Genomic DNA, 17,490 nt, shown 5'->3' with positions numbered 1-17,490 from the left:
CTGAGAGTCCTTAATAATTCCAGTTTACAGAGAAAGCAAAAGTGGCAGGGTCGGTTCTAAAACCATCAGGTTTAGAGAAGGGAGTACCGATAGATAAGTCATAACTCAAATTGGCAGGGGTTATTGCCCCACGTAGGCCAATCGCCCCACCCGCAAGGTGAGTCCCTAAATTCTGGTTAGTCCAACGCCCACTGATTTTGCCGTAATCAGCCCCAACATAGAGCTCTTGAGCAGGAATAGGCAGTGACCATGACAAGGTGTTGCGAAGTGTCCAGCCTTCATCCGCACTGAGCGTGCGCTCACCATCAAAGCCGCGCACCGTCCAGCGGTTACCAATACTAAATTGATCTTGAGGCGTTAAGGGACGGTCGCTTATTTGACGCGAATACTGAGTATCAAAACGCAACGATTGTTCGGCCACTGTAAAAGGGATACTAGCTGATGCGTTAAACTGCATCACAATCGCGAGGGCTGTCGCATAATCTTGAGAAGCTTTACTACTAAACTCTTCAAAAGCAGGCATAGCGCCAAACCAACGCGTCCCGTGTTGGTAACTCGCCCCCACGTTAATGGTTGATTGCCCCACATACTGGCGATGGTTTAGACCTAACTTCCACGCTGTAGTGCGCCGTTTTTGATTTTCAATTTCAGTGTTTTGCACAAAGTTACGGGTTTCGCGCAAATTCAGATCATAGGTAGCGGTGGTTTTCGCTGTGGCATCACGGTAAAGCACATTGCTCAGTTGCAAGTTCAAGCTTTTACTTTTACCGCGATATTCAATATCACTATTTGCACCAGCAATAGTTTGAGTGTATTCATAATCACTCGCGGTGGTGGCAAACTGCCAATAACCAAACGGCACCGAGTAGTGCGCGCTGTAATTGGTGGTGTCTTTATCGCTAGAAAAACTTAAATCGCGAGTCGCTGTAAGATAGAAAAGATCGCTGAGAGAAGTCGGGTTATCCAATGCAAGCATCACACCCGCTTGGTTTTTACCGGTACTTTTTGAACCCGTATTATCCACCCACGCGCCCGCATGCCAATAGCGTGATTGCTGACGGTTGATCACAATTTGGGTTTCACCCGGGCCATCACCGGGGATCATTTCCATCGATGCTTGTACGGTTGGCAAACGTTGTAGATTTTCTAAGCCTTGCTCAATATCCCTCAAATCCAATAAATTACCTGAATGGGCTGGCATTGCGGTATACAGCGTACTGTATTGTGATGAGTCATCAGTAAAAATGACTTTTTGTACTTTGCCTGGCATGACAACTAATTGGAGAACTCCTGTTGATAAATCTTGTTCAGGAACCAATACACGACTGGTGATCCAGCCGTGGCTAATCAGCCGATTTTGTACGTCAGTGACTAATAAATTGATGCCATCAACACCAATACAATGACCAACAGCCTGACCCGCTAACCTTTCTATAGGTACCCAATGTGGGAAGGCATCTTGCCCACTGACAACAACCTGTTCAATTAAAAAACAAGGAGTCTCTTGCGGAAATTGCAGACGTGTTTTTGCAATGGAAGCAGATAAGTTCACATCGGGAGATTTTGCATCAAACTGCTGTTGTAACGTTTGTTGCTGATGCGTTTGACGATTGAACAAGTTATCTGTGTTATCTGGTTTCAATAATGACGCTTTTGCAAGAGCAGGAAAACAAAAGGCAAAACAAATTGATCCGTTCAGTAAGGTACGTACATTAAGCATTAGTTTTTTTTAACGGTTTGGATTTAGGTTAAGTTAATATACGCAACTTTACATACTTTTTATTAAATAACAATCCAATTGGTTCGCATTTTTTGTTAATTGTCTGCTTAATTTTAAAATAACCAATTACTTTCAATAAAAACAAAATAAACCTATATATCAATTAATTATAAAAATAAAAAACAAATTTAACTTGTAGGGAATATTGTATTCAAGCCAGATAAACATCAAAAATGCACCTTAAGGCGTAATTTTTAGTGACTAAAAATCAAATAGTTGTAGTACCCTCTCTCTTATAAAGAGTAAAGAAAATCTAACCAATTACATTTGAAATAAATTATTACAACTTTATAAAAAAGAGGGTAAGAAAGATCGGTAATTAGGGCATATCAACGCCCTAATTACCTATTGATGAGAAGAGGTGAGCAGCTAACTATTGCTAATATTAAGTTTCAACGCAGCAGCTATCGCAAGTGGCGAAAAAGTAATACTGGCGGCAAACAGCGCTGCGAGAATAGCAAAATAGCCATCTAGCGGCATTTTAAAGCTATGCGCCTCCATTGTACCTGTTGCATAGATAAGCACAGGAATATAAAGCGGTAAGACTAGCAGGCTGACTAAAACGCCACCTTTTTTTAAAGAAACCGTTAATGCCGCGCCTATCGCACCAATAAAACTCAATACAGGCGTACCCAGTAACAATGTTCCCGCTAAGACAAATAGCGTGTCTGCGCTAAAAGACAGCATTAATGCAGCAACTGGAGATAACAAGATCAAGGGCAGCCCAGTGACTAACCAGTGTGCAATGACTTTAGCAAAAACGGTAATAAATAAGGGATGTGGGGCCAAAAGTAGCTGTTCAAGGGAACCATCGAGGTAATCATCCTTAAATAAGCGCTCTAACGATAACAGCGAAGACAAAATAGCGGCAACCCAAAATACCCCAACCGCAATACGTGCTAATAACTGAGGTTCAGGACCAATACTAAGAGGAAATAGTGTGATAACAATTAAGAAAAACCACAACGGGTTAACCAATTCAGAAAAACCACGAAAAGCAATTTTAAGTTCTCGTTTAATTAATAACCAAAACATGTTTCAACCCCACCCGTCAGTTTTAGTGAGCCAAATTGCCCTGACATCGCTTGGTGAGAGGTAAACAAAATAATCCCCCCTTGCTCTGCATGTTGATGAAAACGTTCTGTTAAACGCGCCACTCCCGCAACATCAATTGCAGTAAAAGGCTCGTCAAGTACCCACAAAGGGGCTTCGCTTAGCCATAACCTCGCTAAATTAACACGCCGTTGTTGGCCCGCAGACAATTGACTTACAGGGATATCTTCATAACCAATTAGCGAAACTTCCTCTAAAGCGGCCCAAATACGGTCACCTTCACTGCCTTTATTATGCATTCGGTAATAAAATTTGAGGTTTTCATACGGGGTCAATAATGATTTCACTGCGGGTTTGTGCCCTAAATAAAGCAGATGACGCGTAAACTCTTCTTTCAGTTTTTCAATCGATTGATTATTCCAACAAACCGCACCCTCATCAGGCTTTAATAGCCCCGCCATCATGCGTAACAAGGTGGTTTTCCCCGCACCATTAGGCCCTTCAACTTGCAAGATCTCACTGGGCTGAACGGTAAAATTTAGCTGGTGAAATAGAACCCTATTTTGCCGAAGGCAACTCACATCTTGAGCACTTAGCATGCAGCACAATTCCTGTTGTTTTTATTTTAAAGGTTAGCTTTTTGCAACTTTGTTCAACAGCATATCACTAATAGAGTCGCTCGATATTGCTTCACCGCAAAGCACTTGCATCAAAACCTCTGAACCTAGTGTAGATAATGAAAACAACATATCAGGCTTAAGTAAGCGAACTTTATCCATATTGCTTTCTTGGTTAATTAGCACCACAGTTTTTACCGAACTATTTTCCCCCGCTTGCTCTTTCACCCCCAATAAAGCGAAAGTACTGAGGGAATCGCTATCTGTCATGACTAACACACACTTTGCGTGTTTAACATTAGCTGCGGCGAGCAATTCGGAACTGGTTGGGTCACCGGTCACAATATTATCCTTTTCAGGGTAATGGCTGCGATGGTTTTCTTGGCAAATCACGGCCACCGGCAGTTCTCGGTTTTTCAGCCCTTGATAGACATTGACGGCCATTGGTGTGCTACCAATCACCACATAATGATTTTTCATATAAGAAAACCTCTTACGCACGATTTCTTTCGTACCTTTAGCTAACACCCCAACAATATAAACCACTGAAGTGGTAAAAATTGTGATCCCTAAAATAATCACTGTCACTGTGAATACACGCGCATCAACCGTAACCGGAACAATGTCACCAAACCCGACCGTTGTCATGCAGACTAAAGCAAAATAAAAGGCCGTTGTGCCGTCTTTAACGACTGGTGAAAATTCATCACCAATATATAAAGTACCAAAAATGGAATACAGCAATAATGCAATAATACAGGTTATTGCCACAAACCCGGCACTGGTTAAGCTATGGTGATGATACAGCTTCCAAAAAAGGCACAAAGCAACCAATAAAAAGAGGGAAAAATAACCTTGATGTATGTTTTCTTGTGTTAACCGCAGGTCAACAAATGAAATAATCCCAAGTAAAAATAATGAAAACACCCAAGCGATACGGGCTCCGTTAACCATAAATAGCGATAGGAAAATCAGTGAAATTCCCAATAAAAATCGCGGGATATCCAGCAATTTCATAAAACCCAGTGACTTCAACCACTGTGTTAGCCCAGACTCACGCCAATCAATGTAGTCGGTATAAGCGCTTAATACAGGCTTTAAAATCATTGCGCCATCAATAATAATTAGCAATGAAAGAAGCACCCTAATTGATAGGGGTGATTTCAAAAAAGCCACAAATGAGTTATCTAACATGTATTGCTCTCACCCTTCACTGATGCATTCACCAAATTTTCTTATATACCATAAATATGTCAAAGGATAGTATCAATGGCGTAAAGACGATTACAAATGCTAATTCGCCATTTACTATTTTGCTAATGGCGGGCAAAACATCGTCTATAATTGAATATCACAAGAACTGCCCCATTAAAACCAAACACGTTCTTTGCAAAAAAAACACTAATAAACATAGCGTTACGGAATTATTAAGAAATTATTATTTATAAAGGATATATTTTGGAACTTAAACTACGTCTTTATATCTAAAAATCGATTTCTCAATTATTTTTTATATTCGACTTAACAATAATAGAAAACAAGAGTTTAAAAACCTATGGGTAACACTACACACTCAGAAAAATTTAGCTGGATCTCACTGCTCTGGTTACTAATCTACTTTTGGTATTTTTCATCCCTATTACAACTGTATGTGCTAGTAACAGGGCAAAGTAATTCCATTGGCCTAAGAGATTCACTACTCTACAGCTCTCTTTGGTTGATCCCTGCCCTACTTTTTCCTAAAAAAGTTAAGCTAATTGCAGGAGTAATTGGGATTGTTTTATGGCTTTCCTCGGTTGTTGCTCTCGCTTATTTTGTTGTTTATGGGCACCAAATATCACAAAGTGTCATGTTTGTGATGTTTGAAACCAATACCAATGAAGCAGGCGAATTCCTTAAACAATATTTTAGTTTCAAAGTATTAGGTGTCATACTCGCTTACACGGTCGTCGCTATCTTCCTTTGGACGCGCCTAAAACCGGTAACATTACCAAAACCAGGGCGCATCGGTATTTCATTGCTGATTTTAGTTATTTTGTTCGGAATTCCTTATTATAACAAAGGCATTAAACAAGACCGGCCAATAGCTAATGTCGCATCTTATTTGAATAGTAAACTCGCCTATGCTGCACCATGGCAGTTTGTTAGTGGTTACCTTTTATATAAAAACCAGCTGGCAAACATGGAGGAGTTAATCCGCGACAACAGTAAAATTCCACCATTAGAAAACTTCGTCGATGCAAACGGTGACACCCCCCGCACATTTGTGTTAGTGATTGGTGAGTCCACCAGCCGCGATAGAATGAGCCTATATGGCTATTCACGCCCAACCACCCCTGAGTTAGATGAGCTAGCTAACGATTACCCTGCTAATTTATCTGTATTCAATGATGTGGTGACATCACGACCTTATACTATTGAGGCACTACAACAAATTCTGACGTTTGCGACACAAACAGAGCCTGAACTGTTCAATTCACGCCCTTCTATCATGAACATGATGAAGCAAGCAGGTTTTAAAACGTTTTGGATCACTAACCAGCAGACAATGACTGAGCGTAATACCTTATTAACGGCGTTCTCTCGCCAAACAGATAAGCAATATTATTTGAACAATGACATGGCGCAAAGCTCACGTATTTATGATGACGTGGTTTTTTCTCCATTCAAAGAAGCGCTTGCAGACCCTGCAGAAAAGAAATTTATTGTTGTCCATCTGTTAGGAACCCATATGCGCTATGAATTCCGCTACCCAGAAGATAAAGCTATTTTCAAAGATAAAGACAGCGTGGTTCCAGCGAATCTAAATGATGATGAAGTAAAAGATTACAATGCTTATGATAACGCGCAATATTATAACGACTATGTTGTTTCAACATTAATCAAGGACTTTGATTCTTCAAAAGAAAATGGTTTTCTGGTGTTTTTCTCAGACCACGGTGAAGACGTTTATGATACCCCGCCTCATAAAATGTTAGGGCGCAGCGAAGGAAAGCCGAGTAAAGTCATTTACAATGTGCCTTTCCTAGTTTGGCAGTCACCTGAGTGGTTATCAACTCATCAATTTGATTTAAATGATAAAACAGCCCGACCATTCAGTAATATGGACTTTATCTATGCGTGGTCTGATTTAGCAGGTTTAAACTATACCGGGTTTGAGCCCGAAAAAAGCCTGTTTAATGAGGCATTTAAACCTCAACCTCGTTACATTGGTGACCCAGATAATAAATCCTCATTAATGCTTTATGATGATTTAAAACAATAATTAGGTCTCTGTCGGTGAAATGTTACCTGCATTTCACCGACTTATTCATTTAAGCTATAACTTTCAGGTGCTGTGCACCCTTGCGGTTTATTTTACCATCTCGCAAAATAAACGTGACTTCACCACGCCAAAATTCAGCTAAGAAAATATCGTTTATTGATTCAATACCTTGTAATTCAATTTGCTGTATTAACCAAGCCTCGTCTCTTTCGATAGATTCCAAACCATAGCTTCTAATTACCCCTTCTTTTATCAGGATCACTGATGGCATATTTTTTTCATCACAAATAATGGTTAGCTGCCCATCAGGTTCTATTTGCGCATAATAAATTTCTTGAAAGGAGTGAATGCCTTGTGCATGAATTCGAGATGAAATATTGATGAGGTCTATCTTATTGGCTTTTTCTAAGATGTTTTCCATTATAAATTGGCCTTTTTTAATAATGGGTATGGGATTACCAATGGCCACATTACGAAAAAAATTAAATCTTTTTGTTAAAAAGTTCAAAAAGCTTATAAACAAAACACCAATAATTAAAATAATCACATACTGGTACAATGGGATAGTATCACTGTAAATCACCCCACCAATAATGCCCCCTAAGACAAAATTACCAATAAAATCAATAGGAGTCATTTGGGAAAGCTGTGTTTTCCCCGATAGATTCATATGAGTGATAACAATGGCAAAACCGATAATAAATTTTAAAATAATCAACGAATAATAGTACGCCATAATGCTATTCCTTTGTTATCTAAGCCATAAATTTGTTTTCATTATTTATTTAATAATAAGTTCAATCAGTTTAGCTTGATTCTCTATCTTTTATAACTCTATAGCATGGAACAAAAGATGACTTTCCAGAAAATAGGCTTCCACTTGAGCCAATAGTAAAGAAAATATAACCATTTCAATTAGTTACCTAATTATTTTATAACTCACTTAATTTCAACTATAGTTAAATATACACATTGGCGATTATGCCAATATCGAGCTTCAATAACATTTTTACCAGCATCGTGCTAAGGATATGTTTATGAATATAAAACTCATCACTTCACTTCTTTTCGCGGGGATCGTTACAGTTATCGTAGGTTGTGATGACTCATCCAAACCAAGTGACACCGTTAAACAAGCTGAAGAAAAAGCCCAGCAACTAAAAGAAGATGGTGAACAAAAAGCTGATGAACTCACGAAAGATGCGCAAAACAAAGCTGAAGAATTAAAACAAAATGCGTCAGAACTGAGCCAAGAAGTTAAAACAGATGCGATTAATAAAGCCGATGAAGTGGCAACCGATATGAAAGAAAAAACGGAATCGCTCAAAGCAGAAAATGACGCAGAAACTGATAAAAAATAATTATCCTCTCAATTCCCTTCAAGAATGTGGGCTTAAAATGCCTGCATTCTTATTTTCCTCCGAAAAGCACCAAAACCCTCCTAACTAATTCGCCATTCCACGATATAATTGCACTTCTTACTCGTTAGCTCTCAGGAAAACTAATGCAAATTAAATATAGCATTGGGTATGCAAACCCAGAACTCCTTACCGATGCCTTCAACCTGCGCCAACAAGTTTTTACTCAAGAGCAAGGGTTTCCCGCTGATATCGATGTCGATGAATATGATGAGTCCGCATTACATGTCGTTTTGTATTTAGAAGGACAGCCTGCTGCGGTATTACGTTGTGTGCTACTTGACGATAACCTCATCAAAGTAGGCCGCGTTGCAGTACAAAAACCACACCGTGGTAAAGGGCTAGGACGTGAATTAATGAAATTTGTAGAGCAATATGGCCGTTCCCATCATTACCGTAGGATTGCGCTCTCAGCACAACATACTGCCATTGATTTTTACCATACTCTGGGGTACCAAACTGAAGGAGAAATGTATGATGAAGAGGGAATGGACCACATTTATATGACATTATCTTTAGAGTAATAATTGCTCTTGAATTAAATTTTCTCGCCTCAATATTGATATAAGGTCAATATTTAATCAAGTAGGGGTGAATGATGGCAAATGGCTGGGCAAATGAAGATGCTGTTCAAGAACAAATTGATGCCACTCTCGATGATGCGGTAGCGAAAGCGCGTCGCCAATTGCACTCAGGTGAAAGTGCCGAGTTTTGTGAAGAGTGTGGTGAGGCAATTCCTGAGGCTCGCCGTTTAGCATTACCCGGCGTTAAATTCTGTATTAACTGCCAAAATGAATTAGATAAAAAACAATCTACATTTAGCGGCTATAATCGGCGTGGCAGTAAGGATAGCCAATTACGCTAATCACATTTCCTCCTCTACTTATCGATGGTTTTTACTTATCTCGTACTTACTTTCGCTCATTTACGTTAACTTATTGGTACAACATGTAAATATTACATTGTTAGTTATTAATTTAATGATAATTAACATGATATTTTTATCCTCTATTTAATGTTATTTCCCGATATTGTTGATCATTCACTCGTATCATGGCAGTATAACCGCCTATTTTTTAACTTATGAAGGTGATAAAGACTCGGGTTTCATCATTATATTTGGCGGTTTAGTCTGCCATCAACACCCTATTATTGTTCTTTCTATCTCGTTTCCTTAGGGAACCTTTTCGCAATTATTCACTGTTTCATTAAGAAGGACAGCTCGCTGCATACTTTGTTGATATCGGTATGCCAAAAATAAAATAAAACAAAAGAAGGTTGTTATGAGTCAAATTGATACTGATTCTAAAAAAATTCGTTCTAAAATTAGTCCCCCTGTGTTTTATAGCTCTGCCATCATTATTTTGGTTATCGTAGGCTTTGCCGCTTTGATGCCAAAAGTCGCAGAATCTCATCTAAGTCATCTTCAACAAAATTTATTTAATAACGCTAGCTGGTTCTACATTCTTGCCGTTGCTATTGTTCTTTTGAGTGTGACTTATCTGGGACTCTCTCGTTATGGGCAAATAAAATTGGGGCCAGACCACGCCCAACCCAATTTTAGCTATGTGTCATGGTTTGCTATGCTTTTCTCCGCAGGTATGGGGATTGGGTTAATGTTTTTTGGGGTTGCTGAACCTGTAATGCATTACCTAAACCCGCCAGTTGGTGAACCGCAAACCATTGAAGCTGCTAAAGAAGCGATGCGTTTAACCTTCTTCCATTGGGGGTTACATGCATGGGCGATTTACGCCATTGTCGCATTAATTTTAGCATTTTTTAGTTATCGCCACGGCCTACCTCTGACATTACGTTCAGCCCTTTACCCTATTATTGGTGATCGAATTTATGGCCCTATTGGCCATGCAGTTGATGTGTTTGCTGTTGTCGGTACCGTATTTGGTGTCGCGACCTCATTAGGGTTTGGCGTATTACAGGTCAATGCTGGGATGAACCATTTATTTGGTTTGCCCGTTAATGAAATGGTACAAGTCGGGTTAATTATTGCTTTTACTGGTTTAGCGACTATTTCTGTCGTCTCTGGACTAGATAAAGGGATCCGTATTTTATCTGAACTCAACCTTGGCTTAGCATTTCTATTATTGCTGCTTGTGGTGATTTTAGGTCCTACTGTATTACTATTAAAATCTTTTGTAGAAAATACTGGCGGTTATTTATCTGAAATAGTCAGTAAAACGTTTAATCTTTACGCCTATGAACCCAAATCAAGCAGTTGGTTAGGTGGTTGGACGCTACTGTACTGGGGGTGGTGGTTATCTTGGTCGCCATTTGTCGGTATGTTTATTGCCCGTATTTCTCGCGGCCGTAGCATTCGTGAATTTGTTATGGGAGTACTGTTTGTCCCCGCAGGTTTCACATTGATGTGGATGACATTCTTCGGTAACACAGCGATTGACTTGATTAAAAATAAAGGCGCAACATTATTAGCCGAAACTGTTCAAGCGGACGTATCTCTCGCTTTGTTTGAATTCCTTAATTATTTTCCATTCTCTTCGGTCTTATCTTTCTTCGCCATGCTAATGGTTATTGTGTTTTTTGTGACTTCAGCGGATTCAGGAGCAATGGTCGTTGACACGCTAGCCTCTGGAGGCGATTCTAACACGCCAGTTTGGCAACGTATCTTCTGGGCAGGTTTGATGGGGGTAGTTGCCATTACCATGCTACTCGCAGGTGGTTTGCAAGCCTTACAGACACTCACCATTGCGAGTGCTCTGCCCTTTGCTGCCGTTTTGCTTGTCTCCATTTATGGGTTATTTAAAGCCTTACGCGTCGACGCTTATAAGCGAGATAGCCAGCAATTAGCCACCATCGCCCCTACCGCTAGCCGTAACCCGATTCCGTGGCAGCGGCGCTTGCGTAACATTGTCTATTTCCCTAAACGTGCACATGTTAAGCGTTTTATGGAAGAATCTGTGAAACCATCCATGGAAATGGTGTCTGAAGAACTCGCTAAGCAAGGTACTGTGTGCCATATCCATACCGATAAAGATGACCGAATTGGGTTTGAAGTCGATTTAGGCGACGATATGAACTTTTTCTATGAAGTTCGCCTCCGTTACTATATTCAACCGTCATTTGCGTTATCGGGTATGGGTACTGAAACAGATGAAGAAAAAAGCGAAGAACAACGCTACTATCGCGCTGAAATTCACTTAAAAGAAGGTGGGCAAGACTACGATGTGATGGGCTGGGCAAAAGAGCAGATCATTCACGATATTCTTGATCAGTACGAAAAACATATTCACTTCTTGCACTTACTGGGTAAGTAGTCCCAAAAAAGAAACATTACCTAAAATGTGTCGATAAGAATTCACAGGCGGCTAAAATTATAGCCGCCTGTGTTTATTCAATTGTCTATTAATGCAATAGAATCCTATTTCATGACATTTGCATTTTTGATAATAAAGTACTGACGCTAGCTAAGTCTGGTAAGATTTTAGTGATCGTATATTCACATAATATTCCTTGAGTATTACCCTCTCCTTGTAAATAACATTTCATTCCAATCCCTGAGGTTGATATTTTTTTATAGACGAATTTCGACTAAAGTAATTAATAGTAAAATCAGTTAATCGTTTTGCTAAATATCCAACACTCACAAGACGAAGTTGATTTCGGGGTCAGATCCCCATGATAGGTTCCACACTGGAACCCACCATGTGCACAAAGATTGAAAGTCAATTAAAAACAATATGTTACACTTTCCTTTAACTAGTTAAGTTCACTGTGCCACTACACTCTCCATATAATATTTAGGATATTTAAATTAACTCCACAATGAATGAATAACTATTAAATTTTACGCTAATTCGTTTCTTGATTAATTATAGAATTATTTTTTGGACCTGACCAAGTTAGTTGATCTTTTAACTCATCAGGTACTAAAATAAATAACATTCTAATATATTCTATATTTTTTGAGTAAAGCACACTGATTTTCGGAGTGCAATTTTCATAATAGTATTTAGCTTGGTAGTTTAAAAATGATATATCACTACTAGTGAACTCATTCGTTAGAATTTTATTTGGTAAGTTATGTATTAGCTCAGATTCATAATAACATGATAAATCCTTAGATTTTATTTTTTTATCCTGAGATTGAATATTTCTTATGTATGGAAGGATCCAAAATAACATGTCTACATATATTTCATTTTTTGTCATGATATTACCCTATTAATTTCTAGATGGTAATGGTTTTGCTCCAGCAGGAGCAGATTCAACTACAGTCCATCTACCATTTTCAATCAATTTATTAATATACTGCGAGTCACCTGTTTTAACATATATTTCTTTAGCTGCTACCATTCTATGATTGCCTTCTGATATATAATGAATACCTCTTTTATCGACGTATCCAGCAATAATACCTTCTGGTGCAGTGAATCTATAGTTATTGCTGAGCATATCTATTTTCATTTGATCTATTTGACTAGGATTTTTAAGGCCCGTTTGTGTACTTTTTATCATTAATGTTATTTCATCAGAGCCTAGTTTTGACACTGTCAATACGCTCTTTTGTATAAGTTGTTTTCCTATCCAACCTAATGAAATAACTGAGGCTTGTATTTCAGGATCTGATATTAATACTGCTGCTTTTGTCCAACCCGGTGTTTTTGCGTTTATTTTATTTAAGTCTTGTGAGTTCCAATACATTAAGTACTGTTTTGCTAGGTCATTTTGCATGACATCAAAACCTAGATAACTAGCCCAGTAAGGCCTTTTAGCTAAATCAAATGCATTTGATATTCTCGTTTTAGTGATATCTTGTGTAACTAATGGGTTATTAGTTATTTCTACATCTAAATTGCCACTGTTTATTAAGCTGAACATAGCATATTTTTTTATTTGTGTAGCTTCGCAGTTTGTATTACCAGCACACTTTTGCATTTCATTATCAAAATCCATTGCGAGTTCATGGAGTAAATGATTAAACCTGAAGGTACTTTCTGCCGAGTCCGCGCCACTGTAGACCCCACCTGCATTACCTGTGAATATAGCACCCGCAAATCCCCCCAACACGCGGGATAATTGAGCGTATTTCTCGGAATCTTTTTGCCATTCTTTTTCATTGATTAAATTGTTGTTTAGTGTGATCCCTGCTAACTGAACAGCAAGACTACCAACTATAGCTCCTTTGGCATTTCCACCTGCAATTTCAGCGCTAATCCCCGAAACTACAGAGTGGCCTAAAAGCTTGCCTGAATGACCTAAGATGTCCCCTTTATCTCCAATTAGCTTGGCACCTTCGGCATTAATTTGACTCCCGATATTACTGAGTAAGGCACTCTTAAAGTTATCGGTAAAACTGCCACCTTGGATCGTGGTATTCACGGTTGAACTAATCACAGATTGCGCGGCAACACGCTGAGCAACCTTATTCCAATCCCCATTACTTAATAAAGGTAACTTAGCATTCCCCGGATTCCCTTTTGTCCATCCCATTTTGACATCTAAACCATTAAGCGCCCCGGAGATCACCATTTGAGCAACAATAGATTTAACTGTTTCGCTTTTACCTAGTGAATTAAGCGCTTTGGATAGGTTTCCTTGGTTTTCAGCCAGTGCGATCGCTGCTTGTGTTGAAAGAGCTGTCATACCAGAGTAAGCCGCGCCTGATATCACTGCAGCACTCGTACCACTACTCCCCGACGCGGCCCAAGCTGCAAATTTTGTTGCTGTACCTGACGTCATCGCTGCAACAGTTATCATAATCAGCGCAGCAGCAACCGGGTTTAAACTCTGGCTTTTATAATCCCAACTGTCATAGGCGTCTTTAACTAAGTTCCACTGCACATCTTCATGGTCTTTTAAGCCTGCAAGCCACTGTGTACCTTCTGTTTGACCAAGAGCCTCTAAGGCATTTTCTAGGCTCTGACCATTTTTCGATTTAACATCCGCAGTGATCCCTTTATTCGCATCAACAGTCAGTTTTCCACCAATATGCAATGCAGGTAAAACCCATTTATCTGAGGTATAGCCTTTATTACGTTGGGTGATATAAAAACCATTAGAATTTGTAATCACCTGTTCAAATTGCGAATTTTTGACCGCTTTAAAATTCACCTTGCCCGTTTGGCTGGTGATTTTGGCATTCTTGCCCGCATTAATTTTGGTCGCTTCTAATGTGACATCATCCTTGGCATACAGATTAATATCGCCACCAGCAGTAAACTCAGTGACTTTATTCGTCGTTTCACTCCGCGTTTTTTTCACTTCTTTTTTGGTAATGCAAAGTGTCCATTTATTGCATTTTTTCTTTTGCTCTTCATAGTGGCTGGTTTCTTCCATGGCTTGCGCATAGAGATAGCCGCCTTTTGCCGCGATATCTATCGTACCTTTTGCCACTAAGCGTGAGGCTTGGAACAGAATGCTCCCCTCAGACAAAATGGTCAGGGTTTTACCACTGTTAATTTCAGTGCCAATTTGGCGATATAACTCTTCAAATTTTTTCCCTGACTGCTTACGATAGTTCGTTTTGACCGACTCTAAGCGTACATTTCCACCGCTTGAGAGTGTGATGTCATCTAGGGATTTGATTGTGCTACCTTGTGCAGTGAGTGCGCCATTAGAGGCCAGTGTGATGCCTTTGTCACCGGAAAGTGTCGAGGTCACATAACGTACATCTTGGTTATCTTCGTTGGGGTTGGGAATGGCAGAGTAAGCGGTAGCGGTTAATTTAAGATCACGGCCAGAAAGTACAATAATTTTGTCTTTGGATTGGAGATTAGCCGACTGCAAGTCAATATCACGGGCTGCATTTAACGTGATATTGCCATTTGCGATGAGTTGTGAGCGTAGCTCTGGGTAGCGATTGGTCTTAAATACATTGTCGACATCTTTAATCGCTTTAGAGCCTAAAAGAATATCTTGGCCTGCATTGAATGTCAGTGATTTTCCACTGTTGAAGGCAATGCCATGCGCTTCAATATTTTTACCAGCGGTGAGGTTTATTTCCCCTGAACTTGCCCAATTTCCTGTTTTTGTGAGTAACGCATTGATATTGGCGACAGGCTCTGAAGCCGCGAGTTTCATTAAATTAGATTCATCACGACGAATAAAAATATTGTCATTAGCACTAAGGGTAAGTTTATTCGTTTTGGCTAACTGCGCATTATCAAAAGTGATATTTTTACCCGCTTGGATATGTAACGAATTTGCGGCATTGAGAACCGGGGGCGATAAGACATTATCCTTAAACGCAGAGACAGGATTTAAGCTATATTGAAGATTGCCATTTTTCGCAATTAAGGTGCTGTCTTTAGCCGTTAAATTAACCTGTTTGAGATTAAGGTCGTTGTTGGCAATTAGGCTTTGTGATTGTTTTGCAACCAGTTGTGCATCATGAATATTGATGTTTTGACCAGCGATAATAGACAGATCATTTTCAGACTGTAAGTTGGTAGAAATATTTATATTATTGGAATTTAAGACAATGTTTTTTGCAGTAATGGCAAAAGATGGATTACCTACTTGTACTATTTTTGCTATGGGTTTTTCGGTGCTAGGAAGCTTACTTTCAAGATTAATGGCGTTTTTAAAATCAAGGACAACATTATTTCCAGCGGTGAGCTCGGAAGGTATTATCTTTGAGGTCATCCATGCATATTGTTTCGTATATTCAGACCAAAATTTATTTAATTCACGATAACTCCCTAAATTATAGTCATTTAAGTATCTTTGTTCTTGCTCTACAGTGAAAACAGGATTATAAGTAGCATAAGTACTGAGCCTACCAGTTAAAAACTCTTCATTATTGAATGTATCTCCAGTTAGAATCATATTAGCTACTGCTGAGATAGTTCCTCCCTCATTTGTCAGTTGGTTTGCATTAACATAAAGATTCTTGCCGGCTAAAAGCCTTGAATTGGTTGAAATATCTTCAGTAAAAACATCGCGAGCAATTTCATATGCGGGGTATTCCAACAAATCAGCTTTGCCGAACCATTTATTGATTACGGGTTGTGGAGATGTATTGTCTATGACATCTGAATATAGCTCATCTCCAAATAGCGAACGTATAAAATTTTCAAAGAACATGTCTGCATTTCCCATACTGCGATCTGTTCGTTCGCTAGAATCAGGGGATAGTGCCTTTTTATTAAACGTGAATTTAGCGGATGTATTTTTTAATTTTTTTGTCCTAACAACCAAGTCCCCCGCATTGGTCTTTATCGTCCCTGACTTATTCTCAATCAGCGTACTCAAATCACCCTTGGCATTTTTTTGTATCCACAGATTATCTTGTGCCTGAATAAGTGCGCTATTTCCTGTGTTACTGACGTTATCAGCAAAGACTCGCATGTCCTTACCAGCGATAACTTTCCCGTTATTGGTGAGGGTGTTGGTGGCTAATGTGATGTCTTTGGCGGCATTCACGTTGGCATTGGCGTTAATTTGCAGGTTTTTGGTGCTGACATTAATGTCTTTTTTCCCTTGGATATTACCCGCAAGAGTAATTTTTCCATCGACAGTTAACGTCAGGTCATGTTGGTTGGCTTGCACATTGCTGAGGTTAATCCCCACCCCTGATTCAGTACTCACCAATTTCACTTGATTGGCATACATCCCACCCAGTGCTTTGGTATCTACCGAAATACTGGGTTTTGCCCCTTCACCCGCAATCGGTGTTACGGTGCCTTTTTGAAAATCGACACGGTTGGTGCCTTGCATCAAGGTCAAGTTTTTGGCTTTGATTTGCCCATTTAGTTCGGTGGCGCGGCTGATAATATCGGCATAGGTTTGTGCTTCGGCATTCAGGCCATTGGCGCCAATAACCACACTGCCTTTTTTCACCTCAACCGCAGACAATGCCCCCTTGTTATCCAGAATGGGTTTTCCCGTGGTCAAGGTAATCGCTGGGGTATTCACAAAGCTACAGCCATTGCAGGTAATCCCATTCGGGTTAGCAATTAAGACATTCGCCCCTTTGCCTGCTACTTCCAACTTACCTTGTAATTCTGAGCGGCTACTGCCGGTAACTTCGTTGATAATCAGATTAGCGGCATTTCCCTTTAAATTCGCATTGGCTTTGATTTGCCCTGCAATTTGGGAATTCACATTAGTGGTGGCGTTGTTGAGTACCGCACCTTGTTTATCAACATTAAATTGTTGAAATTTATTGTGGGATATTCCCGCCCCATTCGGTGCGGCGATATTAATAATCGGGACGTTATTTTGTTGGCTGATTTGGGTGTTTTTATCTGCTGCCGTCATGGCGGCTCCCCAAGCGGGATGTAAGGGGTAGACTGCGGTTAAGAAAATAATGGTGTAACTTAATATCCGCTTTGAGCGAGAAGGTAATTGTTCATTTAGCATAAATAATCCTTTAAAAAC

12 protein-coding genes are annotated in these 17,490 nt (G+C 39.6%); 5 read left to right on the top strand and 7 right to left on the bottom strand.

Annotated features, from left to right (window positions below; translation table 11 throughout):
- Nucleotides 1–10 precede the first annotated feature (10 nt).
- The 4 genes from PSF67_RS13420 to PSF67_RS13405 all read right to left on the bottom strand — a co-directional run bounded on the left by PSF67_RS13420 (nucleotide 11) and on the right by PSF67_RS13405 (nucleotide 4,644).
- Entirely contained in the window at nucleotides 11–1,720 is a 1,710-nt protein-coding gene (locus PSF67_RS13420; RefSeq protein WP_272677070.1) for a ShlB/FhaC/HecB family hemolysin secretion/activation protein, read from the bottom strand.
- Between the two features lie 429 nt (nucleotides 1,721–2,149).
- Nucleotides 2,150–2,815 (bottom strand): heme exporter protein CcmB, encoded by a 666-nt coding sequence (gene ccmB, locus PSF67_RS13415; protein ID WP_004905254.1) that lies wholly within the window; start codon nucleotides 2,813–2,815, stop codon nucleotides 2,150–2,152.
- On the bottom strand, nucleotides 2,800–3,432 hold the full coding sequence (gene ccmA, locus PSF67_RS13410; protein ID WP_166268303.1) for a cytochrome c biogenesis heme-transporting ATPase CcmA: 633 nt from the start codon (nucleotides 3,430–3,432) through the stop codon (nucleotides 2,800–2,802). Before ccmA ends, ccmB begins: the two co-directional genes overlap by 16 nt.
- A 33-nt stretch (nucleotides 3,433–3,465) precedes the next feature.
- Nucleotides 3,466–4,644, bottom strand: coding sequence for an ion channel (locus PSF67_RS13405; protein WP_102139482.1), 1,179 nt, complete (start codon nucleotides 4,642–4,644; stop codon nucleotides 3,466–3,468).
- A 361-nt stretch (nucleotides 4,645–5,005) separates the two neighbouring features.
- Here PSF67_RS13405 and cptA point away from each other — a divergent pair, with 361 nt between their 5' ends.
- Nucleotides 5,006–6,715, top strand: a complete 1,710-nt coding sequence (gene cptA / locus PSF67_RS13400; RefSeq protein ID WP_102139483.1) for a phosphoethanolamine transferase CptA — start codon at nucleotides 5,006–5,008, stop codon at nucleotides 6,713–6,715.
- A gap of 49 nt (nucleotides 6,716–6,764) precedes the next feature.
- Here the strand turns inward: cptA and PSF67_RS13395 are convergent, their stop codons facing one another.
- A complete protein-coding gene (locus tag PSF67_RS13395) occupies nucleotides 6,765–7,451 on the bottom strand; it encodes a DUF421 domain-containing protein (RefSeq protein WP_102139484.1) in 687 nt (228 codons plus the stop codon).
- Between the two features lie 301 nt (nucleotides 7,452–7,752).
- Between PSF67_RS13395 and PSF67_RS13390 the strand changes: the two genes are divergently transcribed.
- The 4 genes from PSF67_RS13390 (at nucleotide 7,753) to PSF67_RS13375 (ending at nucleotide 11,423) form a co-directional block, all read left to right on the top strand.
- Entirely contained in the window at nucleotides 7,753–8,076 is a 324-nt protein-coding gene (locus PSF67_RS13390) for a hypothetical protein (RefSeq protein WP_102139485.1), read from the top strand.
- A 143-nt stretch (nucleotides 8,077–8,219) separates the two neighbouring features.
- On the top strand, nucleotides 8,220–8,657 hold the full coding sequence (locus tag PSF67_RS13385) for a GNAT family N-acetyltransferase (RefSeq protein ID WP_210844170.1): 438 nt from the start codon (nucleotides 8,220–8,222) through the stop codon (nucleotides 8,655–8,657).
- A 74-nt stretch (nucleotides 8,658–8,731) separates the two neighbouring features.
- On the top strand, nucleotides 8,732–8,998 hold the full coding sequence (locus PSF67_RS13380; protein ID WP_036958544.1) for a DksA/TraR family C4-type zinc finger protein: 267 nt from the start codon (nucleotides 8,732–8,734) through the stop codon (nucleotides 8,996–8,998).
- A 418-nt stretch (nucleotides 8,999–9,416) separates the two neighbouring features.
- Nucleotides 9,417–11,423: a BCCT family transporter gene (locus tag PSF67_RS13375; protein WP_102139488.1), complete on the top strand. Its 2,007-nt coding sequence runs from the start codon at nucleotides 9,417–9,419 to the stop codon at nucleotides 11,421–11,423.
- Between the two features lie 535 nt (nucleotides 11,424–11,958).
- On the opposite strand, the gene PSF67_RS13370 is transcribed toward PSF67_RS13375, so the two are convergent.
- Nucleotides 11,959–12,318: a zinc ABC transporter substrate-binding protein gene (locus PSF67_RS13370; protein WP_102139489.1), complete on the bottom strand. Its 360-nt coding sequence runs from the start codon at nucleotides 12,316–12,318 to the stop codon at nucleotides 11,959–11,961.
- 12 nt (nucleotides 12,319–12,330) lie between these two features.
- Nucleotides 12,331–17,472: a DUF637 domain-containing protein gene (locus tag PSF67_RS13365; RefSeq protein ID WP_272677068.1), complete on the bottom strand. Its 5,142-nt coding sequence runs from the start codon at nucleotides 17,470–17,472 to the stop codon at nucleotides 12,331–12,333.
- Nucleotides 17,473–17,490: the final 18 nt, after the last annotated feature.

The sequence above is a fragment of the Providencia sp. PROV076 genome, from assembly GCF_028483405.1.
GTDB lineage: Bacteria > Pseudomonadota > Gammaproteobacteria > Enterobacterales > Enterobacteriaceae > Providencia > Providencia huaxiensis.
This window is presented reverse-complemented; position numbering and strand designations above follow the sequence as displayed.